The organism is Arthrobacter sp. AOP36-A1-22 (genome assembly GCF_052377615.1).
Classification (GTDB): domain Bacteria; phylum Actinomycetota; class Actinomycetes; order Actinomycetales; family Micrococcaceae; genus Arthrobacter_H.
This window is the reverse complement of record NZ_JBQSWX010000006.1, coordinates 1-26,770: the sequence shown is the minus strand read 5'-3', so window position 1 is coordinate 26,770 and position 26,770 is coordinate 1. Positions and strand designations below refer to the sequence as shown.

Here is a 26,770-nt window from a genome sequence, read left to right as displayed (position 1 = left end):
GTTATCGCGGGCTCTGGCCAGCGTCGGGGCCCGCCGCGTCGAACGCCGTCTCGGTCCGCGCCGGCAGGAACCCGATGTTCGAGTAGACCGCCTCCAGGGTGGTGGAGGCGACTTCACGGGCCCGGGCCGCCCCGACCGCCAATTGGCGGTCCAATTCCGCTGAGTCGTCCAGCAGTTCCAGGGTCCTGCGGCGGATCGGTTCGACCCGGGAGACCACGGCGTCGGCCACATCGACCTTCAGGTGCCCGTACATCCTGCCCTCATATTCCTCCACCAACCCGTCCACCGGGGTGCCGGTGATGGTGGAGAGGATCTCCAACAAGTTGGAGACACCTGGCTTCCCGTCCCGATCGAAGGCGATGACGGTGTCGTTGTCGGTCACCGCGGATTTGATCCGCTTGGTGATGACCTTCGGGTCGTCCAGGATATTGATCAACCCGTTCGGGCTCGACGCGGATTTGGACATCTTCGAGGTCGGGTCCTGTAGATCGTAGATCCGGGCGCCTTCCTTCTGGATGAGCGGTTCCGGGATCCTGAACGTCTCCCCGAAACGGTGGTTGAAACGCTGGGCCAGGTCCCGGGCGAGTTCCACATGCTGGCGCTGGTCGTCACCCACCGGAATCGCATGCGGCTGGTAGAGCAGGATGTCCGCGGCCATCAGCACCGGGTAGGTGAACAGGCCGACGCTCACGGCATCCTGTCCGCCCTTGGCCGACTTGTCCTTGAACTGGGTCATCCGCGAGGCCTCGCCGAACCCGGTGATGCAGTTGAGCACCCAGGCCAGTTGGGCGTGCTCGGGGACGTGGGACTGGACGAACAGCGTGGCCGCGTCCTGGTCGATGCCCCCGGCAATGTACTGGGCGGCGGTCGTCCGGGTGCGTTCACGCAGCGAGGCCGGGTCGTGCCCGACGGTGATCGCATGCATGTCGGGGACGAAGAAGAAGGCGTCGTAGTCGTCCAGCGCCTTGACCCAGTTGACGAGCGCCCCGAGGTAGTTGCCCAGGTGCAGGGAGTCGGCGGAGGGTTGCATCCCCGAGAGGACGCGCGGCCGACGTTCGGCCGCTGCTTCAGTGTCAGTCATGGTGGGTTCTTCCTAGAACTGGTAGTCGACGACCAGTGGTGCGTGGTCGGAAAAGCGCGTGTCGTAGCTCGGGGCGCGGTCGACGACGGCGTTGGAGGCCAGGGCGGCCAGGTCCGGGGTCGCCATCTGGTAGTCGATCCGCCACCCGGTGTCGTTGTCGAAGGCCTTGCCGCGGTAGGACCACCAGGTGTAGGGGCCGTCGACGTCCCCTGCCAGTTCACGGGCCACGTCCTTGAAACCGATCTCCTCACCGAAGAAACGGTCGAAATAGGCGCGTTCCTCGGGGAGGAAGCCGGAGTTCTTGACGTTGCCCTTCCAGTTCTTGATATCGCGTTCGGTGTGTCCGACGTTGAGGTCACCGGTGACCAGCACGTGCTTGGAGGCCGCCTTCAGCTCCGGCAGCTTGGTGGTCATGACGTCGAGGAAACGATATTTATCGTCCTGTTTGGGGCTGTTGACCTCACCGGAGTGCACGTAGGCGCTGACGACGGTGACCTGCTCGCCGTTGAGGTCGAAGTCGGCTTCGACCCAGCGGCCGGAGGTCTTGAAGTAGTCCTCGCCGATGTGGTCCCGGGTGGCGGTCGGCGCCTGGCGGGAGGCGATGGCCACCCCGGCGCGGCCCTTGGCTTCCGCCTCGGCATGCAGGATGTGCCAGTCATCGCCGAGGAGTTCGCGCACGATCTCGTCCGGTGCACGCACTTCCTGCATGGTCAGGATGTCGATGTCCCGGTCCTTCAGCCAATCGGCCATGCCGCGCCGGTAGGAGGCGCGGATGCCGTTGAGATTGACGGAGGCGACGCGTACGGCGCCCGGGTTCTTGGCCTGGTTCTGTTCCTCTGCTGTACTCACCTGATCCAGCTTACCGAAGAATTCCTAGTCGATGACTTCCCCGGAGAGTGGATCACTGCCACCGGAGGGCTTCATCATCTCCCGGGCGTTGTGCGCGGTGATCTCGATCGTTTCCACCGCGCGGTCGACCATGCCCCGGGCGTCGTCCCCGCCGGCATCAAGGTGCTCCTTGATGACCCCGGCCTGGACCTGGACGATCTTGAAGGAGTGTTCCAGTTTCAGGTCACGGGTGCGCGATCCTTCGTCCACCACGACGGTTTCGGCAGGCTCGGGCTGGCGGGCGCGGGCCGCCATGGAGGCGGAGGCGTTCTGCAGCTGGCTGCTGACCTTGCGGGCGCCGCGGCGCAGACCGAAGACCAGGAAGGCGGCCAGCAGCAGCCAGCCCAGTGAGATCACGGCGACGATCCACCCGATCACGTCGTTCTGGTTGGCGGCGAACACGACCGCCACCAGGAAGACAGTGACCATGACGGCCAACGACAGGGTGCTGGCCTTGAGGGTGATCTTCTTTTCCGAGCCGGGGCGGGCCGTGCCGATGGGTTCCATGTTCCTAGTATCCCAAACCCGGGGCGCTGTCCGGGACAAGTTTCCCGTGGGCGAACACCCCGGCAGGATCCGGCGAGGCTCAGCGGTGCGGCAGCAAGCCAGGGAACCGGCGCAGATACGCGTCCTCGGCAGCATAGTCCGCGGCGAAATCGCCGAAGTGCGGGCTTCCGGCGAAGCTTTCCCGCGGCAGCCCGGCCAACCAATCCAGTTCGTCGGTGACCGTTTGTGCGTAGGTTCCCACCGGAACGTAGCCCAGGTCCCGTGACGCCGTGGTGTCCAGCACGATGGCGGGCCGGGAGTCCCAGGGATGGGCCCCCAGGCCTTCCGGGGCGTCGTCGTCCAGGAGGACCTCGTGCCAGTCATGGCCCAGCTGCGCGGCGACCACGCGGGCGATGTCCAGCCCGCTGGGGGCGTCGGGGTCGGCGCTGTTGAGCACCCGGGCCCCCTCGGGGGCCTCGGCGACGCATTCGATCAGGGCCGCGGTGTTCACCGCGGCCGTCGTATGGTCCGTCCCCCTACCGCGTCCGGCCAGCACCAGCACCCGGCGGCGGTCCAGAACCCGGCGGACGAAGGCCCATTCCCGGGCGGGCGCGGCGCCGACCCCGTGGACCTTCGAAGCCCGGATGACCGTGGCGTTCGCCCCGGATTCCAGCAGCGTCAGTTCGGCAGCGACCTTATTCGGCCCATACCCTGCGGCGGAGGCGAACGGCATGCTCCCGGGAGCCAGGGTGGGGTGGTCCTCGGCGATAGGGCCGGTGAATTCCGGCCGGTGGGCCGAATTCACATGCCGGCCTTCGGCGTCGACATAGACGGCCTTGCTGGAGAGCATCACCACCCGTCCGATGTCATCCCGCAGGGGAAGCAGGCTGCGCGCATGCCCCGCGGTGTAGCTCAGCGTGTCCACGACGAGATCCGCCCCGTCGCCGATGACGGCGGCCAGGGCCACGGGATCGTAGCGGTCCGCGGCGACGAAACGCACCCCGGCCCGGCCCAGATCGGCTGGCAGGTGGTGCCGGTCCCGACCGGTCACGTCCACCGCCCATCCAGCGGAGGCCAGTCGGGCGGCGGTGGCCCGTCCGAGCAGGCCGGTACCGCCCAGGACGACCGCACGGCGCCGAGAGGTCCGCTGCGGGCCCGGGGTCACCAGGACACGAGGCAGAAGGGGTGGCGCTGGGGGTCCAGGTAGACGCGGTAGTTCTGTCCGCCGGTGTTCATCGAGGTCGCACCGAGTTTGAGCACGGCTTCCTCGGCGACATCCAGGTCGTCGACCCGGATGTCCAGGTGGGCCTGCTGCGGGTGGGTCTGGCCCGGCCACTCGGGGGGCTGGTAGTTCTCCACACGCTGGAAGGCGATGGCGGGCCGGTCGGGGGCGTCCCCGATGGTGATCCATCCGTCGTCGTCATGCTGCACCCGCACCATGCCGAGGGCTTTTTCGTAGAAATCTGCCATGATTTCCGTGTCTTCGCAGTCGATGACGACCGCATGCCAACTGCCGATCACGGCGCCTCCTTGGGTTCTGGTCCGGACCAGACTACCTGCCGGAGGCCTCCGACACCCATCTCACTTCAGGAACAGGGCCCGCAGACGATTCGTGGTCAGCATCATTCCGCCGCCGATCATCAGCACGTAATAGAGCACATGCACCACCGTCATGACCCCGAAGGCACCCACCGAGAGCTGGCGCAGCAGCTCGACCCCGTGCCAGAGCGGCAACACCTGGATCAGCCACTGGATGGCCTGGGGGTAGACATCCAGCGGGTAGAACGTCGCCGAGAACAAGAACATCGGCAGCATGATGAACGTGACCCAGTCCAACTGTTGGAACGTCCGGATATAGGAGGTGATGCCCATGCCGATCGATGCGAAGCCGAAGGCGATCAGGACCGCGGCCGGGACCATCAGCAAGGCCCACCAGGTGGTGATCAATCCCATGGCCGCCATGACGATGGTGAACCCGGTGGCGTAGAGGAATCCGCGCAACAGGGCCAGGAAGATCTCCCCCAAGGCCACATCCAGCGGGCCCAACGAGGTGTGGAGCATGTTCTGGTAGAGCTTGCCGTAGTTCATCTTGAAGAAGACGTTGATGGTGGAGTCGTACAGCGCCCCGTTCATCGCCGAGACCGTCAGCAGGGCCGGCGCGATGTAGGCGGCGTAGCTGATCGGGGTTCCTTCGGGACCCTGGACGGTCCCGATCAGCGCACCCAGCCCGATCCCCATCGAGAGCAGGTAGAGCACGGGTTCGACGAATCCGGAGATCATGATGGCCGCGTTGGAGGTCCGGGTGGCCATGAGGCCACGTTCGATCACGGCCCGGATATTGCGTGAGTACAGGGCGGCGAAGGGGCGGCGGTCGGGCTTCAGGACGAGGTCGGCGTCACGGATCAGACTCATTTCATCCCTCCAGCCGGCGGGCATAGACCCGACGGGCGAGCAACAGTCCCCCGCCGGTCAATGCCAGCAGGTAGAGCACGTGCACCACGGAGAGCCAGAGGGGCTCGGCATACCCGTAGGAGAGCACCCGCCCGATTTCGGTGGCGTGCCAGACCGGGGAGATCCATCCGATCCACTGCAGGAACCAGGGCAGCGTCGACAACGGGAACAACGTGCCGGAAAACAGGAAGAGCGGCATGACGATGAATCGTTCGACGAGTGCGAATTGGCCCTTGTCGTCCCTGACCGAGGCCGAGTAGGCCATCAGCGGCAGGCCAAAGGCCAATCCGGCCAGGGAGGCGGTGAGGATCGACAAGACGGCCCAACCGCTGGTGGCCGCACCGAAGAGGAGCACGATGACCAGATAGACGATGCTCTGACCCAGGATCCGGATCGCGACGGCCAGCGCATGGCCCTGGCAGATCTGTTGCGGGGTCAGCGGGGTGGCCAGCGGCCCGTAATAGGTCTTCCACCATTTGAATCCGGACATCACCCCGTAGGTGAATTCCCCCGACGCGGTCATCATGGCCGCGGAGGCCAGGAGGGCCGGGGCCACGAACTGCAGGTAGCTGGCGCCGTCGAAGCTCGCAGTCCCGGAGTTCGCATCGACCAGCGAGGCCAATCCGACCCCCATGGCGAACAGGTAGATCAGTGGGTTGCCCACGGAGTAGGCAATGACGATGTCCAGATAGCCCTTCATCGCTCGGAGGTACTGTTCGGCGACGTACCAGCTGCCGAACCTCCGGGTCTTGCGGGCGCTGGTGGCGGGCGGATGCGGGACCAACGGCGTCAACGACGCCGGCCGGCTGGGCCCGGTGGTGGAAGGTGCTGCTTCGTGGTTATTCAATGAGGCTCCGCCCGGTCAACCGGAGGAACACGTCCTCCAGCGATGAACGGCGCACCAGCGAGGTCAGCGGGGTCAGGCCCCGGGCCGTCACGGCGTCCAGGGCTGCTTCGCCGTCGTGCGCATAGATCAGCAACCGATCCGGCAGGACCTCGATCCTCTCCCCGATCCCCGCCACGGCGTCGGCGGCCCCGGCATTGCGGTCGGCCCCGAAGCGCAGCTCGAGGACCTCACGGGTGGAGTATTCCCGGATGAGGGCCGCCGGGGACCCCTCGGCCATGATCCGGCCCTGGTCCACCACGATCAGCCGGTCGCAGAGTTGTTCGGCCTCGTCCATGTAGTGGGTGGTGAGGATCAGTGTGACCCCGCGTTCCTTGAGCCGGAACAGCCGGTCCCAGAGGATGTGCCGGGCCTGCGGGTCCAGCCCGGTCGTCGGTTCGTCCAGGAGCAGGACGCGGGGATCGTTGATGAGTGACCGGGCGATGGTCAACCGGCGTTTCATGCCTCCCGAGAGGTCGTCGACACGGGCCGTGGACTTCTCGGTGAGTTGGGCGAATTCCAGCAGTTCGTCGGCCTTGGGTCGTAGATAGCTCATCGGCAGCCCGAAGTAGCGTCCATAGATGATCAGGTTGTCCCTGACCTTCAATTCCTGGTCGAGGTTGTCCTCCTGCGGCACCACTCCCAGGTGCGCCCTGACTTCGGGGCCCTGTTGTTCCGGGTCCAGCCCCATGATGCTCAGGGTCCCGCCGCTGCGTTGGGACACCCCGCCGATCATCCGCATGGTCGTGGATTTGCCGGCGCCGTTGGGCCCGAGCAGCCCGAAGGATTCCCCGGCCGGGACCTCGAAGGAGATGGAGTCCACGGCGGTGAAGTCCCCGTAGCGTTTGGTCAGCTGGTCGGCAACGATGACCGCGGGGCGAGATGGGTTCTGAATCACATCCGCACTCTACTGGCAACGAGTGATTGGCACCAGCCAATCAGCGTGGTCGTCCTGGTTTAGTGGGGGCGGTATTCCTGGACCATCGGGCAATCGAACGGGTCGCGGGCGTTCAGTCCCACCGTGTTCAGGTACTTCACGACCTGGCCGTAGGATTCACCGACCGAGGCGACCGTGTAGGGCACCTTCAGTTCCTGGCAGTACTCGCGGACCATGACGCTGACCTGGCGCAGGTGCGGGCGCGGCATGCTGGGGAACAGGTGGTGTTCAACCTGGTAATTCAGGCCACCGTACACAGCGGTGAGAACGCGGGTCCCAAAGGACGTCCGTCCCACGATATTGCGCGAGGTCAGGACCTGGCGGCTGAAGAAGTCAATGGTGGAGGTCTTGGGGATGAGCGGCATGCCCTTGTGGTTCGGGGCGAATGAGGCACCCATGTAGACGCCGAAGACGGCCATCTGGACGCCCAGGAAAGCGCTGGCAATACCCCACGGCAAGAAAATGTACAAGACCGCCAGGTAGAACGACAGGCGCAGGGCGACCATGAGGATCTCGCGGGTGCGCTGCTTCACCGGGCGGCGCGAGAAGAGATACCGGAACGAGTGGAAGTGCAGGTTGAACCCCTCCATCGTCAGCAGCGGGAAGAACAGGTATCCCTGCCGGCGGGTCAACCAGGCCAGGACGCCGGTACGCGCCGCGGCATCCTCGGGAAGGAAGGAGACGGTGTCCTGTTCGATATCGGGATCCTTGCCGATGGTGTTCGGCTTGGCGTGGTGACGGGTGTGCTTGTTCATCCACCACTGGTAGCTCATGCCCACGACGGCATTGGCGAGGATCCGGCCGACCCGGTCATTGGCCGGACCCGACTTCAGCACCTGCCCGTGGGAGGCCTCATGGGCCAGGAAGGCGAACTGGGTGAGGATGATCCCCAGGGCCGCCGCCACGAACAGCTGGAACCAGCTGTCGCCCAGCAAGGTGAAGCCGGTGACCGCGGCGGCGAGCAGAAGCGTCAGCAGCATCACGACGCCGAGATAGTAGCCACGGCGTCGGCCCATCAGCCCTGCATCGAGGACCCGGTTCTTGAGCAGGCTGAAGTTCCGGGCCCCGGCGTTGCGCCGTTTGGGGGCGGTCGTCGATGAATCGTGGGTCAGGATGGAAGGCATTTGAGCGCTCATGTGCACTCCCTCGGAGTGTAGTTCCTGGCCTCGCGGCCGCAGGAACTGAAAACCTCATGATCCCTGAATCACCACTATACGCATGTGGGCTGTGCAACGACTGAGCGTGGGCCGCCGAACAGGCCGCATGACGCCGCCCGGCCACGCCTAAACGGCGGGGCCGGGCACGGCGATGGGCGGACCGTCAGCCTTCGTCGAGATGCTTGGGGTTGTCCCCGGGACGTCCCTGCTGATCAACCTCAGGTGTGTCGAGGCCATCGGTTTCGAGACCGTCGGCCCCGGTGAGGTCGGGTCCTGCGGGGCGATCCGCGCGTTGGGCGGTGGCCTCGCCGGAGGCGTCCGAACGATCATCGGATAAAGGATCGCCGACCACCGGTTCTGCTGGCTCCCGACGAACCCGCTGCCCCGCGGCATCGCCCTCACGAGTCACCCGTGGTTCATCCGCCACCGGTCCAGCATCCTCACGACGACCGGGTGCTGCAGGTTCCTGGCGACGCTCGCCGTCCACCGGTTCCCCGGCGGCGGGACCCTCGGCACGACGGCCCCTGCCGGTCTTCCCGGCCTCCGGGGCGGTCTCCTTCCCGGCGTCCGGGTCCAGTTTCTCGGCCTGGCGCAGCCGTTCCTCGGAGGCCTCCATCTGTTCGCTCGCCGCGGCGGCCTGCCGGTCGGCGTCCATGCGCTTGCGTTCGGCGGCGACCTCGGCCTCCTTGGCCTCCGCCTGCAGGCGCTGGGCTTCGATCTCCCGTTCCTTCGACTTCAGTTCCGCGGCATCGGCGTCGGCTTTCGCCCGTTGCGCCGAGCTTTCGCGTTCTCGGACCTGGAGCTGGGCTTCCTGCTCTTCGGCACGGATCCTGCCGGCTTCTTCACGGTTGCGTTCGGCCTTCTTCCGGCCGGCCACGCGGGCGATGATGCCGATGATGACCAGTACCACCACGACGGCGACAACAATCCAAATGATCTGTGAGGTATCCATGTGATCAAACCCCTTGGCTGGGTGGGAAACTTCGGGACCTTACACCGCATGTCTACCATCCACGCCCGCGTGATGACAGCATTCCCATCCGGGGAAACCCTGCGGGGCCGCCGACCCGCCGCGGCCTCGACGACCACGCACGGGTGCCCGGGACCCCTGGGGTTCCCGGGCACCTGTCCTGGTGGTCTCAGTCGGCCTGGCGTTCGGCGCTGTCCACGACGTTGTCCAGCAGCATGGCGCGGGTCATCGGCCCCACCCCGCCGGGGTTCGGGGAGATCCACGAGGCGACGTCGTAGGCCGCAGGTTCCACGTCTCCGGTGACGACCGCCTTGCCGCTGCCGTCGTCGACCCGGCTGACGCCGACATCAAGAACGATGGCTCCCGGTTTGAGGTCGGGGGCCTTGATCATATGGGCCTTCCCGGCGGCGGCGATGACGACGTCGGCCCGGGAGAGGTGCTCGGCCAGATCCCGGGTGCCGGTGTGGGCCAGGGTGACGGTGGCATTGACCTGCCGGCGGGTCAACAGCAGGCCGATCGGTCGCCCGATGGTCACCCCGCGGCCGACGACCAGGACGTTCTTGCCGTCGAGTTCGATCCCGTGGCGGGCCAGCAACTCCACACAACCCTTGGGGGTGCAGGGCAGCGGCGACACCATCGGCCGGTTCACGTTGGCCACCAGCCGGCCCAGGTTCATCGGGTGCAGGCCATCGGCGTCCTTGGACGGGTCCATGGCTTCCAGGACCACGTCCTGGTCGATGTGCTCCGGCAGGGGGAGCTGGACGATGTAGCCGGTGCATTCGGGGTTCTCGTTCAGCTCGTGGACGGCCGCCAGCAGGTCCTCCTGGCTGGTGTCCGAGGGCAGGTCGATGCGGATCGAGGTGATCCCCACTTCGGCACAGTCCTTGTGCTTGCCCCCGACGTACCATTTCGAGCCCGGGTCCTCCCCGACCAGGACGGTTCCCAGTCCCGGAGTGATGCCGCGTTCCTTCAGGGCGGCGACCCGTTCGGTCAGTTCGGCCTTGATCGTCTTCGCAGTGGCTTTTCCATCGAGGATTCGTGCGCGTTCAGTCATGATCACCACTGCTCCAGTTCGGCGTAGAGGGGGAAGTCTGCTGCCAGGCGCTCCACACGGGCACCCAGGGTGGCGGTATCGGCCGCTTCCCCGTCCCGCAGGGCGGTGGCAATGATATCGGAGACCTCGGTGAATTCGGCGGCCCCGAAACCACGGGTGGCCAGTGCCGGGGTCCCGATGCGCAGACCCGAGGTGGTCATCGGCGGACGCGGGTCGAAGGGGACGGCGTTGCGGTTCACGGTGATGCCGATCGAGTGCAGCAGATCCTCCGCCTGCTGGCCGTCCAACGCGGAATCACGCAGATCCACCAGGACCAGATGGACGTCGGTCCCGCCGGTGAGCACGGAGATCCCCGCTGCGGTGACGTCCTGGGCGGTGAGCCGCGCAGCGAGCAGGCGGGCTCCTTCGACGGTGCGTTCCTGACGTTCGCGGAACTCCTCCCCCGCGGCGATCTTGAAGGCCACGGCCTTGCCGGCGATGGCGTGCATCAGCGGCCCGCCCTGCTGGCCCGGGAACACGTTGGAGTTGATCTTCTTATACAGTTCCAGGTCGTTGGTCAGGATCAGGCCCGAGCGCGGTCCGGCGAGGGTCTTATGCACCGTGGAGGTCACGACGTCGGCGTATTCGACGGGGTTGGGGTGCAGACCGGCGGCGACGAGTCCCGCGAAGTGGGCCATGTCGACCCAGAGCAGTGCCCCGACCTCGTCGGCGATCGAACGGAAGGCCGCGAAATCGAGCTGGCGCGGGTAGGCGGACCAGCCGGCGATGATGACCTGCGGCTTCTCTTGGATGGCCTGGGCCCGCAGCTTGTCCATGTCGATGGTGAACGTCTCGGGATCGACCTCGTAGGCGGCGACCGCGTAGAGCTTGCCCGAGAAGTTCAGCTTCATCCCGTGGGTGAGGTGGCCCCCGTGGGCCAGGGACAGGCCGAGGATCTTGTCCCCGGGGTTGATCATGGCCGCCAGGGCCGCGGCATTGGCCGTGGCCCCCGAATGCGGTTGCACGTTGGCGTATTTGGCACCGAAGAGCGACTTGACGCGGTCCCGGGCCAGGTTCTCGGCCACGTCGACGTGCTCGCAGCCGCCGTAGTAGCGCCTCCCCGGGTAGCCTTCGGCGTATTTATTGGTCAGCACCGAACCCTGGGCCTGCAGGACCGATCGCGGGGCGAAGTTCTCCGAGGCGATCATTTCCAGGGTGTTGCGTTGGCGGCCGAGTTCTGCGGTCAGCACCGCGGCGATCTCCGGGTCCACTTCGGATAGTGGTTGGTTGGTGACGGGGTGTGGTGTGCTCACGAAATCTTCTCCTGCTGCGGGGATGGTCTTCGATTAGGGGCCACCCCGGCGGCAGGCGCCGCTGCGGAGACCCCCGGGCCCAGGCGCGCGATCCGTTTGGTTCCTGCTGTTGCCGCTCCCTTGTGGTCATCCACCAGCGCCAGTCACGACGCCTTTCATGTTACTGGATGGAGCCTGCCGTCGCAGTCCTGCGGACCTGCGATGACGTGGCCGGACCGCTCAGGGACCGCAGGGCGTTGGCGATGGCCACCACGTCCACGACCTCCTGGGCCAGGGCGCCGAACAGTGCCGGAAGGCCCCCCGTGGAGGCGTAGACCATGAGGCCCACGGAGAGCAGGATCCCGATCCAGATGGATTGGCGGGCCACCCTGACGGTGCGTTGGCCGATCTCCACCGCCGTGGCCGCCACCGAGACGTCGTCGATCATGATCACGACGTCGGCGCTTTCGGAGGCCGCAGTGGCCCCATGGACGCCCATCGCGACCCCGACGTCGGCGGCCGCCAGCACAGGGGCGTCATTGATCCCGTCCCCGACCATCATCACCGGGCGGTGCGGCAAGGCCGCCAGCAGGTCGACCTTCTGCCCCGGGTGCAGCTCGGCCCGGACGTCGGTCAGCCCCACCTGGCGGGCCACGTCCTGCGCCGTCGCGGCGATGTCACCGGTGAGCATCACCCGGTCCTTGACCCCCGCCCGGTCCAGGCGCGCCATCATGCCCGCCGCCTCCTGGCGCAGCGGGTCGCTCATCACCAGCATCCCGACGTGGACGCCGTCGATTCCCAGGTAGACACCGGCTTCGCCGGCTTGGAGGGATCCGGGGGCGAATCCGGAGCTGTGGTCGGCGATCCACCGTGGTTTGCCCACCATCACCCGGTGGCCTTCAACGGTGCCGCTGATCCCTTCGGTCGCCATCTCGGTGGCATCCTCCACCGGGTGCAGGGCCATCCCGCGGGTGCGGGCGGCCGCCGTGACGGCGGGGGCGAAGGCGTGGGTGGAGTAGGCCTCCAGCGAGGCCGCCAGTTCCAGAACCCGATCCGCATCGAGCCCGCCGGTCAGACCCGGGGTGACCGCGATGCGCTTCAGCCGCGGGGTCCCCGTGGTCAGGGTCCCGGTCTTGTCGAAGGCCGCCGTCTTCACCCGGCCCAGCCGTTCCAGGGTTCCGCCGTCCTTCACGATCGCCCCCTCACGGGCCGCCTGGCTCATCCCTCCCATCAAGGCCACCGGGGCGGCGATCAGCAACGGACACGGGGTGGCGACGACCAGGACCTCGGCGAACCGCACCGGATCCCCCGAAAGCCACCAGGCGAGCCCGCCCACCAGATAGGCGAAGAGTGTGAAGGGGACTGCGTACCGGTCGGCCAGGCGCACCAGCGGTGCCCGCGATTCGGCGGCCTGCTGGACCAGGGCCACGATCCGGGCGTATTGCGAGTCGGCCGCCGTGGCGGTGGCGAGCAGCGATACCGCCACCGTGCCGTTCACGGCGCCGGAGGGCACGGGTTCCCCCGCCGCCCGGGTCACCGGCAAGGATTCACCGGTCACCGCGGATTCGTCGAAATCTGCGCTGCCTTCCAGCAGCGTCCCGTCCACCGGAACCACGGTGGAGGGGCGTAACAACACGATGTCACCGGCGGCCACGTCCTCGAGCGGGGTCTCGGAGACGGTGCCGTCGGAGGCAACCAGTTGGGCGGTCCGCGGGACCCGGTCCAACAGTCCGGTCAGTTCCCGCCGTGAACGGTACTGGGCCGCGTCCTCGAGCCCTTCTCCCCCGGTCAGCATCAGGCAGATGACCAAGGCCGCATGGTATTCACCCACGACCACGGTGGCCACGATCGCCGTCAGGGCCAACACGTCGATCCCCCAGTGTCCACGCAGCAGGTCTTTGACCATGTCCACACAGACCGTCGCGGCCACGACCAGGGCGAAGCCGGAGGCGACCAGCCGGGCCGGCCCGTGCAGGCCGCCGATGTTCAGCCCGACGGTCAGCAGTCCGAACCCCACGGTGGCCGCAAAAAGCGGGTACCGCCTCAGGAAACGAAGAATCACCATGCCCTAGTCATAGCCTGTTGTCCCCGGGAGTTCCATGACCCGGGTGGACCCTCGTTTTCGCTGACGCCTGCGGGCCCCGATAAACTCCGGGGGTGACCAGCCAGCAATTCATCGTGACCCTCTCCTGCGCCGACCAGCCGGGCATCGTGCATGCGGTGTCCGGCGCCCTGTTGGAGGCCGGATGCAACATCACCGAATCCCAGCAGTTCGAAAGCCCCGAATCGGGGTCCTTCTTCATGCGCGTCGCCGTTTCCACCGAGGCCGGTCAGGAGCAGGTCCAGTCCCGCTTGGATGCCGTGGCCGCCCGCTTCGCCATGGAGCTCGCCGTCCACGCCGAGGCCCGGCCGCTGCGCACCCTGATCATGTGTTCCACCGCCGGACACGCCTTGAACGACCTGCTGTACCAGCAGCGCGCCGGGTCCCTGCCGATCGAGGTCCCGCTCATCGTCTCCAACCACCGGGACCTGGCCCCGATGGCGGAGTTCTACGGGGTGGATTTCCTGCATCTCCCGGTCACCCCCGCCACCAAGGCCGACGCCGAGGCCCGGCTGTTGGAGCTGGTGGAGCACCATGACATCGAATTGGTGGTGTTGGCCCGGTACATGCAGATCCTCTCGGACGAACTGTGCCGGGGGTTGTCCGGGCGGGCGATCAACATCCACCATTCGTTCCTGCCTTCCTTCAAGGGGGCCAGGCCCTACCACCAGGCCCACGCCCGGGGCGTGAAGATGATCGGGGCGACGGCGCACTTCGTGACCGCGGATCTCGACGAGGGCCCGATCATCGAACAGCAGGTCATCCGGGTCAACCATTCCCAGACCCCCAGCCAGTTCGTGGCCATGGGCCGCAGCGTCGAGGGAAGCACGCTGGCCCAGGCCGTGCAGTGGGCCGCCCAACGGCGGATCCTGCTCGACGGGCGCCGGACCGTGGTCTTCAACTAGCCTTCCGGGGCCCCGGGGTTTGTAGACTCGCCCCATGACACACATCATCACCATCGATTCCCATACCCCGAAGATCGCCTCCTCGGCCTTCACGGCCCCCACGGCCACGCTCAGTGGCGATGTGGAGCTCGGCGAGCGCGCCAGTGCCTTCTACGGGGTGTCCGTGCGCGGGGATTCCGCCCCGATCCGCATCGGCGACGACACCAATCTGCAGGACAACGTGGTCGTCCACGCCGACACCGGCTTCCCCACCACCGTGGGTACCGGCGTCTCCGTCGGCCACTCCGCGGTCATCCACGGCTGCACCATCGGCGACGGCTCCCTGGTGGGCATGAGCGCCACCGTCATGAACGGCGCCCGGATCGGTGAGCAGTCCCTCGTGGCGGCCGGCGCCCTGGTGCTGGAGGGCACCGACGTCCCGCCGCGTTCGTTGGTGGCCGGGGTCCCGGCCAAGGTCCGCCGCGAACTCAGCGACGAGGAGGTCGAGTCGCTGCGCACCAACACCGAGCACTACCTCGTCCTGGCGGGCAAGCACCGCGACGCCAACGCAGGCTGAGCCGGAACGCCCCCGATTGCCGGGCCCCCTGCGTCATGCCAAGCTGGGGGCATGAACCCCCGTTTCCCCACCCCGCCCTGCGCCGCGCCCGACGCCGGATCACCCCTGACCGCCACGGGACGGCCCCTCCGGTGGGGGGTGGTCTCCACGGGGCGCATCGCCGCGACGGTGGTCGGTGATCTCGGCCTGCTCGAGGATGCGACGCTGCACGCCGTCAGTTCCCGCGACGCAGGCCGGGCGGCCGCCTTCGCCGCCGACCACGGTTTCGCCGTCGCCTACGGCCCCCTGGACGGGGTGTCGGGCCACGATCGGCTGTTTGCCGACCCGGCCGTCGACGCGGTCTACATCGCCACCCCTCATGCCCAGCACTTCGCCGTCGCCCTCGCGGCCCTGCAGGCGGGCAAGCATGTCGTGTGCGAGAAGGCGCTGACCATCAATGCCGCCGAAGCCGCCGAGCTGGTGGAACTGGCCAGGTCCCGCGGCCTGTTTCTGATGGAAGCCGTCTGGACCCGGTTCCTGCCGGCCGTCCACCGTGCCCTGGACCTCCTGGAGGCCGGGGCGATCGGGGAAGTCGCCTGGGTCCGGGCCGATCTCGGCTTCCCGGCGGACTACGACAGGACCTGGCGGCTCTTCGACCCCGCAGCCGGTGGTGGGGCCCTGCTGGATCTGGCGGTCTATCCGCTGACCTGGGCGCTCGGGGCCCTGGGCTTCCCCCAGTCGGTCCAGGCGGTGGGGACCCTGAACGACGACGGGATCGACACCCAGGAGTCGTTGACCCTCACCTACGGCTCGGGCGCCCAGGCCCAACTGCTCTGTTCGTTGAACGGCGCAGGACCCCGGGAGGCGGTGATCTCCGGCAGCACCGGTTTCCTGCGCATCACCGGCCCGCTGAACAACCCGCCCTCCTTCGAGGTCCACCCCCTCGACGGTCAGGCCAGGACCGAGAGGTTCGACACGGTGGGCCGGAACTACGTCTATGAACTGCGCGAGGCCACCCGCTGCATCCAACAGGGACTGACCCAGAGCCCGACGATGAGCTGGGAGGATTCGGTGGATACCCTGCGGCTGTTCGACGGGGTCCGCAACCAGTTGGGGGTCAGCTACCTCAACGACCGCGGCCGCTAGGGCCTCCGGCCCCCGCCGGCGTGCAGGCCCGCATCCGTATACAGATGACCAATGCCCCAGTACGCTCAGGCCATGGGAGCAGAAGTCAGGAAGAAGACCTTCACCCGGGCGCAACGCACCCGGTACCGTGAACGCCTGAACGAGAACCTCGAGACCTTCGAGGACTTCCTCTCGAACGGGCATTTCGCCGCCTCGGGGACCATCGGCGTCGAGCTGGAACTGAACCTCGCCAACGAGGACTTCACCCCGGCGATGCGCAACACCGAAGTCCTGGAATCCATCGCCGACGAGGCCTTCCAAACCGAGATCGGTGCCTTCAACATCGAACTGAACCATCCGGCCCTGGACGTCTCGGGTCGCGGGCTGCGCGATCTGGAGGAGGGGCTGCGGGCCCAGCTCAACCATGCCGACGCCCAGGCCGACCAGGTCGGTGCCGATTTGTTGATGACCGGCATCCTGCCCACCCTGCGTCCCGAGCAGTTGCAGGACCCCGACTGGATGAGCACCGGCAAGCGCTACGCCGCCCTGAACACCTCGGTGCTGCAGGCCCGCGGCGAGGACGTGTTGATCGATATCTCCGGCCAGGAACGCCTGAGGTTCTATGCCCCCACGATCGCCCCGGAGGCCGCCTGCACCTCCGTCCAGCTCCACGTCCAACTGAGCCCGGCCGAATTCGCCCCGGCTTGGAACGCGGCCCAGATCATGGCCGGACCCCAGATCGCCTTGGCCGCCAACTCCCCGGTGTTCCTGGAACGGGTGTTGTGGCACGAGACCCGGATCGAATTATTCAAGCAGTCGATCGACACCCGGGCCCCGGAAATGCGGGCCCAGGGGGTACGGCCCCGCGTCTGGTTCGGCGATCGGTGGATCACCTCGATCTTCGACCTCTTCGAAGAGAATGTGCGCTATTTCCCGGCGCTGCTCCCCGAACTGGCTGGACGGCGTCCGCAGAAGACGAAGGCGGGGGCCCCGTATCTGCACGAACTGCGCCTGCATAACGGGACCGTCTACCGCTGGAACCGGCCCATCTACGACCCGGGGGTTCAGAGGCCGAACCTGCGGTTGGAAAACCGGCTGCTGCCCGCCGGTCCCTCCGTGCTGGACACGGTGGCCAATGCGGCGTTCTTCTTCGGGCTGGTCCGCCGGCTGCGCAGGTCCCAACGTCCGTTGTGGTCACGGATGGCCTTCGGCACGGCCACGGAGAACTTCCTGACCTGCGCCCGCGACGGGCTCCATGCCATGGTCTACTGGCCCGGGGTCGGGGAGATCCCGGTGTCCGAGCTCATCGTGCGCCACCTGATCCCGCTGGCCGCCGAGGGATTGGCGGATCTGGGCGTCGAGGATGCCGTGGCCGCGCGGTATCTCGACGTGCTGCGCGAACGGGCCCGCACCGAACAGAACGGGGCCCTCTGGCAGATCCAGGCCCTCGACCGGCTCGAGGCCCGCGGGCTGGACCGCCGCCATGCCCTGCAGGAAATGACCCGGCTGTACTGGGACCACATGCACCATTCGGGCCCGGTCCACGAGTGGCCGCTGCCTTAAGGAACTGCACCCCTCCCCCATTGACGTAACCCTCCATACACAAGCCACTAGTTTTTTAATTCTTGCGTTTACTTATTGACGGCAACAAATCCTTGTTGCAGACTTTTCAGCATGCAAGAAACGAGAGCTGGATCACATGGCGGCCCCAGGAGTCCCGGATCGCAATCCGCATTGCGCCACCTGAACCAGCAACGCCTCATCGATAGCCTGCTCGCCGGCCCCGCAACCCAGGCCGAGCTCTCCCGCCAGACGGGGCTGTCCACGGCCACCGTCTCCAACATCGTGAAGTTCATGCAGGCCTCCGGCCTGGTCGATACCGAACCCACCACCAGTTCGGGACGCCGGGCCCTGAACGTGCGTCTCATCAACGACGGGGCCATCGGTGTCGGCATCGACTTCGGCCGGCGCCACCTGCGGGTGGTCTTCTCCTCGCTGACCTACCAGATCATCGCGGAGAAGACCGTGATCCTGCCGCTCGGGCACCAGGGCGAAGAAGGCATCGCCGCCGCCGCACGGCTCGTGGACGACCTCCTGGCCGAACACGATCTCCAGCGCAGTGCCCTCATCGGTGCCGGCGTGGGCATCCCCGGACCCATCGACCGCCGCAGCGGGACGGTCGCCCAGGGGGCCATCCTGCCCGAATGGGTGGGGCTGAACCTGCAGGAACGCATCGAAGAAGTCCTCGACATCCCGGTCATCGTCGACAACGACGCCAACCTCGGAGCCCTGGCCGAGGTGACGTGGGGTCCGCATAACGGGGTGGATAACCTGGTCTTCATCAAGATCGGTTCGGGCATCGGCGCCGGGTTGATCATCAACGGTTCCCCCTACTACGGCAACATTGGAATCACCGGGGAAATCGGCCATGCGACCGTGCAACAACATGGCTCGATCTGCCGCTGCGGCAACCGCGGTTGCCTGGAAACCGTCGCCTCCACCACCATCATGTCGACCCTGCTGGCCGGGGGCGAGCATCCACCCCACACGGCCGAGGACATCGTCACGCAGGGACGCGCCGGCGGCTCGGCGGTCCTGCGCGTGCTGGACGACGCCGGCATGGCCGTCGGGCAGGAGCTGGGCAACATCGCCAACCTGCTCAACCCCGAAGCCATCGTCGTCGGAGGCCCCCTGGCCGGTCTGGGCGAACTGTTGCTGGACCCGATCCGACGCGGCCTGCACCGCCATGCCGTCCCCATCGTCGGCGAAAGCACGAACGTCGTCATGTCCTCACTGGGTGAACGGGCCGAATCCCTGGGAGCCGCGGCACTGGCCTTCCAGCATGTCGGGATCCGTGCCCCCTGACCCCCGCGGCGGTCCGTGACCGACCAGCACCGAAGAATCCCCTCGACCACCCACTGGAAGGCCCTAGGGCACCATGCACACACCATCTGCCGGACAGCACGCCCCGAACCTGTTGGAAATGCGCTCCATCACCAAGGAGTTCCCGGGCGTCAAGGCCCTGGACACGGTCAACCTCAACGTCCGCGTCGGAGAAATCCACGCGATCTGCGGCGAGAACGGTGCCGGGAAATCGACCCTCATGAAGGTGCTCTCCGGGGTCTACCCGCACGGGACCTACACCGGGGACATCCACTACCAAGGAAAAGTCCAGACCTTCCGCACCATCAATGCCAGCGAAGAGGCCGGCATCGTGATCATCCACCAGGAACTCGCCCTGATCCCCGAGCTGAGCATCATGGAGAACATCTTCCTGGGCAACGAGCCCACCCGCTTCGGGATGATCGACTGGTCCACCGCCCGCCGCTTGTCGCTGGACCTGTTGGCCCGGGTCGGCTTGAACGACGACCCCGACACCCCGATCAAGGAGATCGGGGTCGGCAAGCAGCAACTGGTGGAGATCGCCAAGGCACTGAACAAATCGGTGAAACTGCTCATCCTTGATGAACCGACGGCCGCGTTGAACGAATCCGACTCCCAGCATCTGCTGGATCTGATCCGCGGGCTCAAGGGCAGGGGCATCACCTCGATCATCATTTCCCATAAGCTCAACGAAATCGAACAGGTCGCCGACTCCATCACGATCATCCGCGACGGACGCACCATCGAAAGCCTCGATGTCCAGGCCGACGGCGTCAACGAGGACCGGATCATCAAGGGCATGGTCGGCCGGACCCTGGAGTCGCGCTTCCCCGAGCACGCGGCAGAGCTCGGCGAGACGTTCTTCGAGGTCTCCCACTGGAACGTCGGCCACCCCCAGGTCCAGGACCGGATGGTCTGCAAGGACTCGTCCTTCTTCGTCAGGCGGGGGGAGATCGTCGGTTTCGCCGGGCTCATGGGAGCCGGACGCACCGAATTGGCCCGCTCGGTCTTCGGCCGCTCCTACGGTCGGTACCAATCCGGGACCATCACGATGAACGGCCGCCACCTTGAATTGCGCACCGTCGCCCAGGCCATCCGTGCAGGCCTCGGCTACGTGACCGAGGACCGCAAGACCCTCGGCTTGAACCTGCTCGACGACATCCAGGAGACCACCGTCTCGGCGAACCTGGGCAAGATCAGCAAGCACCAGGTGGTGGACCGGGACCGGGAATTCGAGGTGGCCGAGTACTACCGCAAGGCGCTGCGCATCAAGACCCCCTCGGTGCAGGAAGGGGTTGCCAAGCTCTCCGGCGGCAACCAGCAAAAGGTCGTCCTGGCCAAATGGATGTTCACCGAACCCGACCTGCTCATCCTCGACGAACCCACCCGCGGCATCGACGTGGGAGCCAAGTTCGAGATCTACGGGATCATCCAGCAACTGGCCAGGGCCGGCAAGGGGGTCATCGTCATCTCCTCCGAACTGCCCGAACTACTCGGTCTCTCCGACAGGATCTACACGATCTTCGAGGGAGCCATCACCGGGGTCATGGACCGCGAGGACGCCACCCCCGAGCACCTCATGCGCCTGATGACCTCGGCGCGCCAACCTGCCTGAGCCTTCCGGCCGGCACCTCCCCCACCCGCACCCGCGAACCTAGGAACCGATAATGAACGCGATCAAGCAGCTCTTTGGCGGAAACACCCGTCAATTCGGCATGATCTTTGCCCTGGTGGCCCTGGTGGTCTTCTTCCAGATCATGACCGACGGGGTCACCCTGACCTCGGGCAACCTGATGAACCTACTCAATGGCAATGCCTACATCCTCATCCTGGCCATCGGCATGGTGCTGGTCATCATCGCCGGGCACATCGACCTCTCGGTGGGCTCGATCGCCGCCTTCGTCGGCGTCACCGTGGCCCTGGCCATCCGCGACTGGGGGCTGCCCGCCTGGGCCGGCATCCTCCTGGGTCTGGCCCTGGGCGTGGTGATCGGAGCCTGGCAGGGCTTCTGGGTCGCCTATGTCGGGATCCCCGCGTTCATCGTGACCCTGGCGGGCATGATGCTCTTCCGCGGACTGAACCAGTTCGTGGGCAAATCCAACACGATCCCGGTCCCGGAGGACTTCCAGTACATCGGTGCCGGCTACCTCAGGGAGGTCGGACCCAATACCGGCTACAACAACCTCACCCTCCTGCTCGGCCTGGCCACCGTCGCCCTGGTGGTCATCATGTCGCTGCGCGGCCGTGCCAAGGCCCTGCGGCTGGGCGCCCTGGTCCCGCCGCTGTGGGTCCAGCTCACCAAACTGACCCTGATCAGCGCCGCCATCCTCTACGCCACCTATCTCTTTGCCACCGGCCGACCGGGGACCTCGCTGCCGATTCCGGGAATCATCCTCATCGGCCTGGTGATCATCTACGGCTTCATTTCCTCGCGCACGGTCTTCGGCCGCCATATCTACGCCGTCGGTGGCAACCGCCACGCCGCCGAGCTCTCCGGCGTCCGCTCCAAGAAGGTCAACTTCCTGGTCATGATGAACATGGCAGTCCTCGCCGGGTTGGCCGGCATGATCTTCGTGGCCCGTTCCACCGCCTCGGGGCCCTCCGATGGCAACATGTGGGAGCTCGACGCGATCGCCGCGGTCTTCATCGGCGGCGCCGCCGTCACCGGCGGCGTCGGCACCGTGGTCGGTTCGATCATCGGCGGCCTGGTGATGGCCGTGCTGAACAACGGCCTGCAGCTGCTCGGCGTCGGGGCCGATGCCACCCAGATCATCAAGGGCCTGGTGCTGCTGGCAGCCGTCGCCTTCGATGTCTACAACAAATCCCAGGGCAAACCCTCCATCACGGGTCTGTTGACCCGGGGGCTGTCCTCCCGCAACCGTCCCGCGGACGAAGGGATCCCCTCCACCCCGGATAAGATCCCGACCTCTGTCTGACACCTTCCATCCGGCTCCACCCGCACCACCAGAAAGAGAAACCAATGAAGATCATGGGCAAAGCAACCAAGTTCGCCGCGGTCACGGCGATCGCCGCGCTGGCACTGACCGGTTGCGGCCGGCAGGATGCCGGGGCCGCCGCCGACGCGGACGGTGCTTCAGGATTCGACGAGGGCGCCACCATCGGTGTCGCCCTGCCGCAGAAGACCAGTGAGAACTGGGTCCTGGCGGAGAACCTATTCAATAAGGACCTCAAGGACAAGGGTTTCAAACCCGACGTGCAGTTCGCCAACAGCGGCGTCGCCGAACAGCAGAACCAGATCAACGCCATGATCTCCAAGGGCGCGAAGGTCATCATCGTCGGGGCCATCGACGGAGCCCAGTTGGGCAACCAGCTCAAGGCCGCCAAGGAGGCCGGGGCCACCATCATCGCCTACGACCGGCTGCTGCTGAACACCCAGGACGTCGACTACTACGTCGCCTACGACAACTTCAAGGTCGGCCAGCTCCAGGGCCAGGCCCTGCTGGACGGGTTGAAGGAGAAGAAGGGCAAGGCCCCGTACAACATCGAGCTGCTCGCCGGCTCCCCCGACGATGCCAACGCCCAGGTCTTCTTCGACGGCGCCATGGACGTGCTGAAGCCGGCCATCAAGGACAAGACCGTCAAGGTGGCCTCGGGGCAGCAGAAGTTCGAGCAGGCGGTGACCCAGGGGTGGAAGGCGGAAAACGCGCAGAAGCGCATGGACACCCTGCTCACCGGCACCTACACCGGTTCCAAGTCCCTCGACGGGGTCCTCTCCCCCAATGACACCCTGGCCCGCGCCGCCCTGACCTCGGTCAAGGCAGCAGGCAAGGACGTCCCGGTCGTCACCGGGCAGGACTCCGAGGTCGAGTCGGTGAAGTCCATCATGAAGGGCGTGCAGTACTCCACCATCAACAAGGACACCCGTGCCCTGGTGGAGCATTCGGTCACCATGGTCCAGGACCTGCAGGAGGGCAAGGACGTCGAAGTCAACGACCCCGACTCCTACGACAACGGGACCAAGGTCGTTCCGGCCTACCTGCTCAAGCCGCAGATCGTCACCCAGGAGAACGTCAAGGAAGCCTATGTCAACGATCCGGTGCTGGGCCCGCTGACGAAGTAGCGACCCCGCCTCCGGCGGCAAGGGAGGACGACGACGGAACCCGTCGTCGTCCTCCCTTCGTAGTCCCAGGGGGCCGGTGGAGTCCTACTGCGGCCGCGCGCTGCTGCGCCGCCAGATCGCCGCCAGGATCGCTCCCGAGACGTTGTGCCAGACGGAGAACACGGCGCCGGGCAGGGCGGCCTCGGGCGCGAAATAGGTCTTGGCCAGCCCGGCGGCCAGCCCCGAGTTCTGCATTCCGACCTCGATGGCCATGGTCCTGCGGGAGGGGATCGGCAATCCGAAGATCCGGGCGGCCCCGTAGCCGACCAGGTAGCCCAGCCCGTTGTGCAGGATGACCGCTGCCAGGATGAGCAGCCCGGCGCTGAAGATGGCCTCGGCGCTGCCTGCGACGACGGCGATGACCACGAAGGTGATGGCCAGGACCGAGACCCAGGGCAGTGCCGGCAGGATGGCGGCCACCAGCGCCGGGGCGACGGTGCGCACGATCAGGCCCAGCACCACCGGGATCAAGACGATCTGCACGATCGACACGGCCATCGACCCAGCCGCGACGGGCAGGTACTGTCCGGCCAGCCAGAGGGTCAGCAGCGGGGTGAAGATCGGGGCGAGCAACGTCGACACGCTGGTCATCGTCACCGACAGGGCGACATCGCCCTTGGCGAGATAGGTGACCACGTTCGACGACGTCCCTCCCGGGGCGCAACCCACCAGGATGACCCCTGCCGCCAGGGCCGGCGGCAGCCCCAGCAGGCTGGCGACCCCCAGCCCGAGCAGCGGCATGATCACATATTGGGCGATGACTCCCAGCAGCACCGGCAAGGGTTGGCGCACCACCAGGGAGAAGTCGGGCAGGGTCAGGGTCAGGCCCATGCCGAACATGATGAGCATCAGCCCCGGGTTGATCAGCGGCGCCAGCGAGGTGAAGGGGGCCGGGAAGAACAAGGCCACCGCCCCGCCCGCGAGAATCAGGAGCGGGAACAGCGTCACGGCCACCCGGGCGCTGCGTTCCTCGCCGGGGTTCGTCCCGCCCCGGGGTTCGGTCGTCACCGTCGACGGCGCCTCTGGCCCGCCGGGTCCTTCAGGAGTGCTTGGCATGGAAACCATGGTTTCAAACCCGGGCCCGGGGCCGATAATTGTGACTTGGGGCGCCCACTGTGTCCCACGCCACCGCAGGGCCGGGCTCCCCTGCTTTAGGCTGGTGGGGCATCCCGCGCATCAGCGTGGTCCGCCGCGCGCCCGCCATCACCGGGCGCCGGTGCCCCAGCATCTGTCGAGGAAGTCACACCCATGCCCGTAGTCCCCCGTCCCGCACGGCCGGCCTCGCTCGCCGCGTCCCTGCTCGCTTCCCTTCTCGTCCTGACCGGTTGCGCCGGTTCGGGTGGCCCCGGAGGTTCGGCCTCCGATGACACCCCGGTCGAGGGTGGGACCCTGGTCTACGCTTCGGGCGACGCCGAACCGACCTGCCTGGACCCGCATGTGGGCGGGAACTACCCGCAGGCCCTGTTGGCCGGCCAATACCTCGAGACCCTGTACACCAAGGACGAAGAGGGGAAGATCGTCCCGTGGCTGGCCTCCGGGGCGGAAGCCTCCGAGGACGGGCTGACCTGGACGCTCACCCTGCGCGAGGGCATCGAATTCACCGACGGGACCGCGTTGGACGCGGCCACGGTCAAGGCGAACATCGAACACCTGCAGGACCCCGACACCGCCTCCTCCACCGGCTATCTGGCGGTGGCGAAGATCAAGAGCATGGACGTCGTGGACGATTCGACGTTGACGTTGAACCTCTCGGCCCCGGATTCGGCCCTGCTGGAATCGTTTTCGATGCCGTGGGTCGCGATCGAATCGGCGCAGGCCTTGGAACGCAGCCAGGCCGACAACTGCGCCGCCCCGGTGGGCACCGGCCCCTTCACCGTCTCCAAGTGGACCAAACAGGATTCGGTGGAACTGACCCGCAACGAGGACTACACGGTCCCCGTCGACGGCGCCGACCATGCGGGGCCCGCCCATCTGGAGGCCATCACCTGGAAGTTCATCCCCGAGGCCGCCACCCGTTATGCCGCCCTGCAATCGGGCACGGTGGACATGATCGACAACGCCCAGCCGGACACCATCAAGGCCGCCGAGGACGCCGAGGACATCGACCACCTCGATGCCCCGCGTCCGGGGGCCTCGAACCGGATCGAACTGAATTCCTCCAAGGCCCCGTTCGACGATGCGAAGGTCCGTGAGGCCTTCATCCGCGCCGTGGACGTCCAGGACGGCCTCTCCTCGCTGTTCTTCGATACGGCAGAGCGCTCCTATTCGGCACTGTCCAGCGTCGAACCGATGGGCTACTCCGATGAATCCGCCTTCGAGCGGGACCCCGAACAGGCCAATCGGCTGCTGGACGAGGCCGGCTGGACCGACCGCGATTCCCAGGGGTACCGCACCCAGGACGGCAAACGCCTGTCCCTGACCTTCCCGGTGAGCACCAACCAGTCGGTCCCGGCCGAACAGTCGCTCTTCCAGCAGTTCCAGGCCACCGCCAAGGAGGTCGGCTTCGAGGTCAAGCTCGACCTGCTGGACCTCTCCAGCTGGTACGACGTCCTGGGCGAGAACCACTACGACCTGGTCAGCGCCCCGTACACGAAGGTCGGCCCCGACGTGCTGTCCATCCTGTTCCATTCCTCCAACACGGTCCCGGCCCCTTCGGGCTACTTCGCCAACCACGCCCAGGTCAAGGACAAGAAGCTCGACGCCCTGTTGGAGGAGGCCAGCGCCACCAACGACGCCGATGAGCGCCAGGCCAAGTACACCGAAGCCCAGAAGATCGTCCTGGAAGGCCATTACCTCCTGCCGTTGTACGACCAGCAGAACCACTTCCTGTACAGCACGGATCTGCACGACGTCGGGGCGATGACCGCGGTGGCCTCCCCGACGTTCCACGACGCCTGGTTGGCGAAGTAGGAACGACGCCGGAGCATGGCCGGGCAGACGACCTCCGACCCCACCCAGACCCGACGCAGCAGCCGGGGCGCCCCCACCGCGTGGCGTCCCGTCGGCGTCTGGCTGGCTCGTCGTGCCGCCTCGGCGGTCTTCGTGCTCTGGGCCGTGGCCACACTGATCTTCGTCGCCATCCGTCTCATCCCCGGGGACCCGGCGGAGGCGATCATGGGCGGGCCCGGGTCGCAGGCTTCGGCCGAGGCCCTCGAATCCGCCCGGGTCGACTACGGGCTCGACCGGCCGGTGGGCGTGCAGTACCTGACCCTGTTGGGGCATCTGGCCACCGGGAACCTGGGGACCTCGTATTCGTTGAAGATCCCGGTCTCCGAGGTGCTGGCCGCCCAACTTCCGGGAACGCTCGGCCTGGCCGTCGGCGCCTGGATCCTGGCCTGGGTGGTGGCCCTGGGGCTCGCCCTCTATTCGGGGTTGGGCGGTCGGGGCGCCTCCGCCGTCGGTTCGGCCCTGGAGATCGCCGCGGCCTCGGTCCCGCACTTCTGGCTCGGTTCGGTGCTGGTGCTCCTCTTCTCCAGCGCCTGGCGGTGGCTGCCACCGGTCAGCAACGGCACGGTCGCCGGGCTGGTCATGCCGATCGTCACCCTGGCCCTGCCGTTGGCGGGATTCCTGGGCCAGGTGATGCGTGAGTCCATGGTGACCGCACTGAACTCACCCTTCGCGCTCTCGGCCCGCGCCCGCGGGGAGTCCGAGGCCGGCGTCGTGCTCCGCCATGCCCTGCGCCATGCGGCCCTGCCCGGGGTGGCCCTCTCCGGCTGGGCTTTGGGGTCCCTGGTCTCCGGCGCGGTCGTCGTGGAGTCGATCTTCGCCCGGCCCGGCCTGGGGCGCACCCTGCTCGAGGCCGTCACGCTGCGCGACGTCCCCCTGGTCACCGGGGTCGCATTGGTTTCGGCGCTGGCCTACGTCGTGGTCATGGCTCTCTCCGATCTGGCCGAACGGCTCATCGACCCGCGGATCCGGGGGCG

The 26,770-nt window shown here is 66.9% G+C and carries 24 protein-coding genes and 1 riboswitch; of the genes, 10 read left to right on the top strand and 14 right to left on the bottom strand.

Going from position 1 to position 26,770, the window contains the following annotated elements; translation table 11 throughout:
• Nucleotide 1: 1 nt before the first annotated feature.
• From trpS to ACT3S2_RS05205, 13 genes are all read right to left on the bottom strand, one after another.
• Complete coding sequence (trpS, locus tag ACT3S2_RS05265; protein ID WP_444554276.1) at nt 2–1,081, bottom strand: tryptophan--tRNA ligase; 1,080 nt, start codon at nt 1,079–1,081, stop codon at nt 2–4.
• Between the two features lie 12 nt (nt 1,082–1,093).
• The gene (locus ACT3S2_RS05260; protein WP_444554277.1) at nt 1,094–1,930 is read right to left on the bottom strand and encodes an exodeoxyribonuclease III; all 837 of its coding nucleotides are present in this window, start codon (nt 1,928–1,930) and stop codon (nt 1,094–1,096) included.
• 24 nt (nt 1,931–1,954) lie between these two features.
• Nucleotides 1,955–2,476 (bottom strand): hypothetical protein, encoded by a 522-nt coding sequence (locus tag ACT3S2_RS05255; protein WP_444554278.1) that lies wholly within the window; start codon nt 2,474–2,476, stop codon nt 1,955–1,957.
• A gap of 79 nt (nt 2,477–2,555) precedes the next feature.
• Nucleotides 2,556–3,620: an NAD-dependent epimerase/dehydratase family protein gene (locus ACT3S2_RS05250; protein ID WP_444554279.1), complete on the bottom strand. Its 1,065-nt coding sequence runs from the start codon at nt 3,618–3,620 to the stop codon at nt 2,556–2,558.
• Nucleotides 3,617–3,976 (bottom strand): VOC family protein, encoded by a 360-nt coding sequence (locus ACT3S2_RS05245; RefSeq protein ID WP_086999433.1) that lies wholly within the window; start codon nt 3,974–3,976, stop codon nt 3,617–3,619. Before ACT3S2_RS05245 ends, ACT3S2_RS05250 begins: the two co-directional genes overlap by 4 nt.
• A 60-nt stretch (nt 3,977–4,036) precedes the next feature.
• Nucleotides 4,037–4,867, bottom strand: coding sequence for an ABC transporter permease (locus ACT3S2_RS05240; protein ID WP_444554280.1), 831 nt, complete (start codon nt 4,865–4,867; stop codon nt 4,037–4,039).
• Between the two features lies 1 nt (nt 4,868).
• Nucleotides 4,869–5,753 carry an ABC transporter permease gene (locus ACT3S2_RS05235; protein ID WP_444554281.1) on the bottom strand — a complete coding sequence of 295 codons (885 nt, stop codon included), beginning with the start codon at nt 5,751–5,753 and terminating at the stop codon, nt 4,869–4,871.
• The gene (locus ACT3S2_RS05230) at nt 5,746–6,687 is read right to left on the bottom strand and encodes an ABC transporter ATP-binding protein (RefSeq protein ID WP_444554282.1); all 942 of its coding nucleotides are present in this window, start codon (nt 6,685–6,687) and stop codon (nt 5,746–5,748) included. Before ACT3S2_RS05230 ends, ACT3S2_RS05235 begins: the two co-directional genes overlap by 8 nt.
• A 59-nt stretch (nt 6,688–6,746) precedes the next feature.
• Nucleotides 6,747–7,850, bottom strand: coding sequence for a fatty acid desaturase family protein (locus tag ACT3S2_RS05225; protein WP_444554333.1), 1,104 nt, complete (start codon nt 7,848–7,850; stop codon nt 6,747–6,749).
• A gap of 196 nt (nt 7,851–8,046) precedes the next feature.
• Entirely contained in the window at nt 8,047–8,835 is a 789-nt protein-coding gene (locus tag ACT3S2_RS05220) for a hypothetical protein (RefSeq protein WP_444554283.1), read from the bottom strand.
• A 187-nt stretch (nt 8,836–9,022) separates the two neighbouring features.
• A complete protein-coding gene (locus tag ACT3S2_RS05215) occupies nt 9,023–9,907 on the bottom strand; it encodes a bifunctional methylenetetrahydrofolate dehydrogenase/methenyltetrahydrofolate cyclohydrolase (RefSeq protein WP_444554284.1) in 885 nt (294 codons plus the stop codon).
• A 2-nt stretch (nt 9,908–9,909) separates the two neighbouring features.
• Nucleotides 9,910–11,199 (bottom strand): serine hydroxymethyltransferase, encoded by a 1,290-nt coding sequence (glyA, locus tag ACT3S2_RS05210; protein WP_444554285.1) that lies wholly within the window; start codon nt 11,197–11,199, stop codon nt 9,910–9,912.
• A 70-nt stretch (nt 11,200–11,269) separates the two neighbouring features.
• Nucleotides 11,270–11,356: riboswitch (ZMP/ZTP riboswitch) on the bottom strand.
• 3 nt (nt 11,357–11,359) lie between these two features.
• The gene (locus ACT3S2_RS05205; protein ID WP_444554286.1) at nt 11,360–13,243 is read right to left on the bottom strand and encodes a heavy metal translocating P-type ATPase; all 1,884 of its coding nucleotides are present in this window, start codon (nt 13,241–13,243) and stop codon (nt 11,360–11,362) included.
• Nucleotides 13,244–13,335: 92 nt separating this feature from the next.
• On the opposite strand from ACT3S2_RS05205, the gene purU reads away from it, so the two are divergent.
• The 8 genes from purU (at nt 13,336) to ACT3S2_RS05165 (ending at nt 22,808) form a co-directional block, all read left to right on the top strand.
• Nucleotides 13,336–14,184, top strand: a complete 849-nt coding sequence (gene purU, locus ACT3S2_RS05200) for a formyltetrahydrofolate deformylase (RefSeq protein WP_444554287.1) — start codon at nt 13,336–13,338, stop codon at nt 14,182–14,184.
• Nucleotides 14,185–14,218: 34 nt separating this feature from the next.
• On the top strand, nt 14,219–14,740 hold the full coding sequence (locus tag ACT3S2_RS05195) for a gamma carbonic anhydrase family protein (protein WP_444554288.1): 522 nt from the start codon (nt 14,219–14,221) through the stop codon (nt 14,738–14,740).
• 51 nt (nt 14,741–14,791) lie between these two features.
• The gene (locus ACT3S2_RS05190) at nt 14,792–15,865 is read left to right on the top strand and encodes a Gfo/Idh/MocA family protein (protein WP_444554289.1); all 1,074 of its coding nucleotides are present in this window, start codon (nt 14,792–14,794) and stop codon (nt 15,863–15,865) included.
• Nucleotides 15,866–15,916: 51 nt separating this feature from the next.
• A complete protein-coding gene (locus ACT3S2_RS05185) occupies nt 15,917–17,407 on the top strand; it encodes a glutamate--cysteine ligase (RefSeq protein WP_444554290.1) in 1,491 nt (496 codons plus the stop codon).
• 111 nt (nt 17,408–17,518) lie between these two features.
• On the top strand, nt 17,519–18,709 hold the full coding sequence (locus ACT3S2_RS05180) for an ROK family transcriptional regulator (protein WP_444554291.1): 1,191 nt from the start codon (nt 17,519–17,521) through the stop codon (nt 18,707–18,709).
• A gap of 73 nt (nt 18,710–18,782) precedes the next feature.
• Nucleotides 18,783–20,342, top strand: a complete 1,560-nt coding sequence (gene mmsA / locus ACT3S2_RS05175; protein WP_444554292.1) for a multiple monosaccharide ABC transporter ATP-binding protein — start codon at nt 18,783–18,785, stop codon at nt 20,340–20,342.
• 52 nt (nt 20,343–20,394) lie between these two features.
• A complete protein-coding gene (gene mmsB / locus ACT3S2_RS05170; protein ID WP_444554293.1) occupies nt 20,395–21,663 on the top strand; it encodes a multiple monosaccharide ABC transporter permease in 1,269 nt (422 codons plus the stop codon).
• A 44-nt stretch (nt 21,664–21,707) separates the two neighbouring features.
• Nucleotides 21,708–22,808, top strand: a complete 1,101-nt coding sequence (locus ACT3S2_RS05165) for a substrate-binding domain-containing protein (protein WP_444554294.1) — start codon at nt 21,708–21,710, stop codon at nt 22,806–22,808.
• An 84-nt stretch (nt 22,809–22,892) separates the two neighbouring features.
• Here ACT3S2_RS05165 and ACT3S2_RS05160 read toward each other — a convergent pair whose 3' ends face one another.
• Nucleotides 22,893–23,903, bottom strand: coding sequence for a bile acid:sodium symporter family protein (locus ACT3S2_RS05160; protein WP_444554295.1), 1,011 nt, complete (start codon nt 23,901–23,903; stop codon nt 22,893–22,895).
• Nucleotides 23,904–24,095: 192 nt separating this feature from the next.
• Between ACT3S2_RS05160 and ACT3S2_RS05155 the strand changes: the two genes are divergently transcribed.
• Nucleotides 24,096–25,757, top strand: coding sequence for an ABC transporter substrate-binding protein (locus ACT3S2_RS05155; RefSeq protein WP_444561359.1), 1,662 nt, complete (start codon nt 24,096–24,098; stop codon nt 25,755–25,757).
• A 15-nt stretch (nt 25,758–25,772) separates the two neighbouring features.
• The coding region (locus ACT3S2_RS05150) for an ABC transporter permease (protein WP_444554297.1) at nt 25,773–26,770 on the top strand (998 nt) is incomplete at its 3' end.

Coding starts and splice junctions, on each gene's coding strand:
- mmsA (WP_444554292.1), top strand. CDS start 18,783: ATGCACACACCATCTGCCGGACAGCACGCCCCGAACCTGTTGGAAATG.
- trpS (WP_444554276.1), bottom strand. CDS start 1,081: ATGACTGACACTGAAGCAGCGGCCGAACGTCGGCCGCGCGTCCTCTCG.
- ACT3S2_RS05195 (WP_444554288.1), top strand. CDS start 14,219: ATGACACACATCATCACCATCGATTCCCATACCCCGAAGATCGCCTCC.
- ACT3S2_RS05240 (WP_444554280.1), bottom strand. CDS start 4,867: ATGAGTCTGATCCGTGACGCCGACCTCGTCCTGAAGCCCGACCGCCGC.
- mmsB (WP_444554293.1), top strand. CDS start 20,395: ATGAACGCGATCAAGCAGCTCTTTGGCGGAAACACCCGTCAATTCGGC.
- ACT3S2_RS05225 (WP_444554333.1), bottom strand. CDS start 7,850: ATGCCTTCCATCCTGACCCACGATTCATCGACGACCGCCCCCAAACGG.
- ACT3S2_RS05220 (WP_444554283.1), bottom strand. CDS start 8,835: ATGGATACCTCACAGATCATTTGGATTGTTGTCGCCGTCGTGGTGGTA.
- ACT3S2_RS05165 (WP_444554294.1), top strand. CDS start 21,708: ATGAAGATCATGGGCAAAGCAACCAAGTTCGCCGCGGTCACGGCGATC.
- ACT3S2_RS05185 (WP_444554290.1), top strand. CDS start 15,917: ATGCCCCAGTACGCTCAGGCCATGGGAGCAGAAGTCAGGAAGAAGACC.
- ACT3S2_RS05155 (WP_444561359.1), top strand. CDS start 24,096: ATGCCCGTAGTCCCCCGTCCCGCACGGCCGGCCTCGCTCGCCGCGTCC.
- ACT3S2_RS05190 (WP_444554289.1), top strand. CDS start 14,792: ATGAACCCCCGTTTCCCCACCCCGCCCTGCGCCGCGCCCGACGCCGGA.
- ACT3S2_RS05255 (WP_444554278.1), bottom strand. CDS start 2,476: ATGGAACCCATCGGCACGGCCCGCCCCGGCTCGGAAAAGAAGATCACC.
- ACT3S2_RS05180 (WP_444554291.1), top strand. CDS start 17,519: ATGCAAGAAACGAGAGCTGGATCACATGGCGGCCCCAGGAGTCCCGGA.
- ACT3S2_RS05205 (WP_444554286.1), bottom strand. CDS start 13,243: ATGGTGATTCTTCGTTTCCTGAGGCGGTACCCGCTTTTTGCGGCCACC.
- ACT3S2_RS05160 (WP_444554295.1), bottom strand. CDS start 23,903: ATGCCAAGCACTCCTGAAGGACCCGGCGGGCCAGAGGCGCCGTCGACG.
- ACT3S2_RS05215 (WP_444554284.1), bottom strand. CDS start 9,907: ATGACTGAACGCGCACGAATCCTCGATGGAAAAGCCACTGCGAAGACG.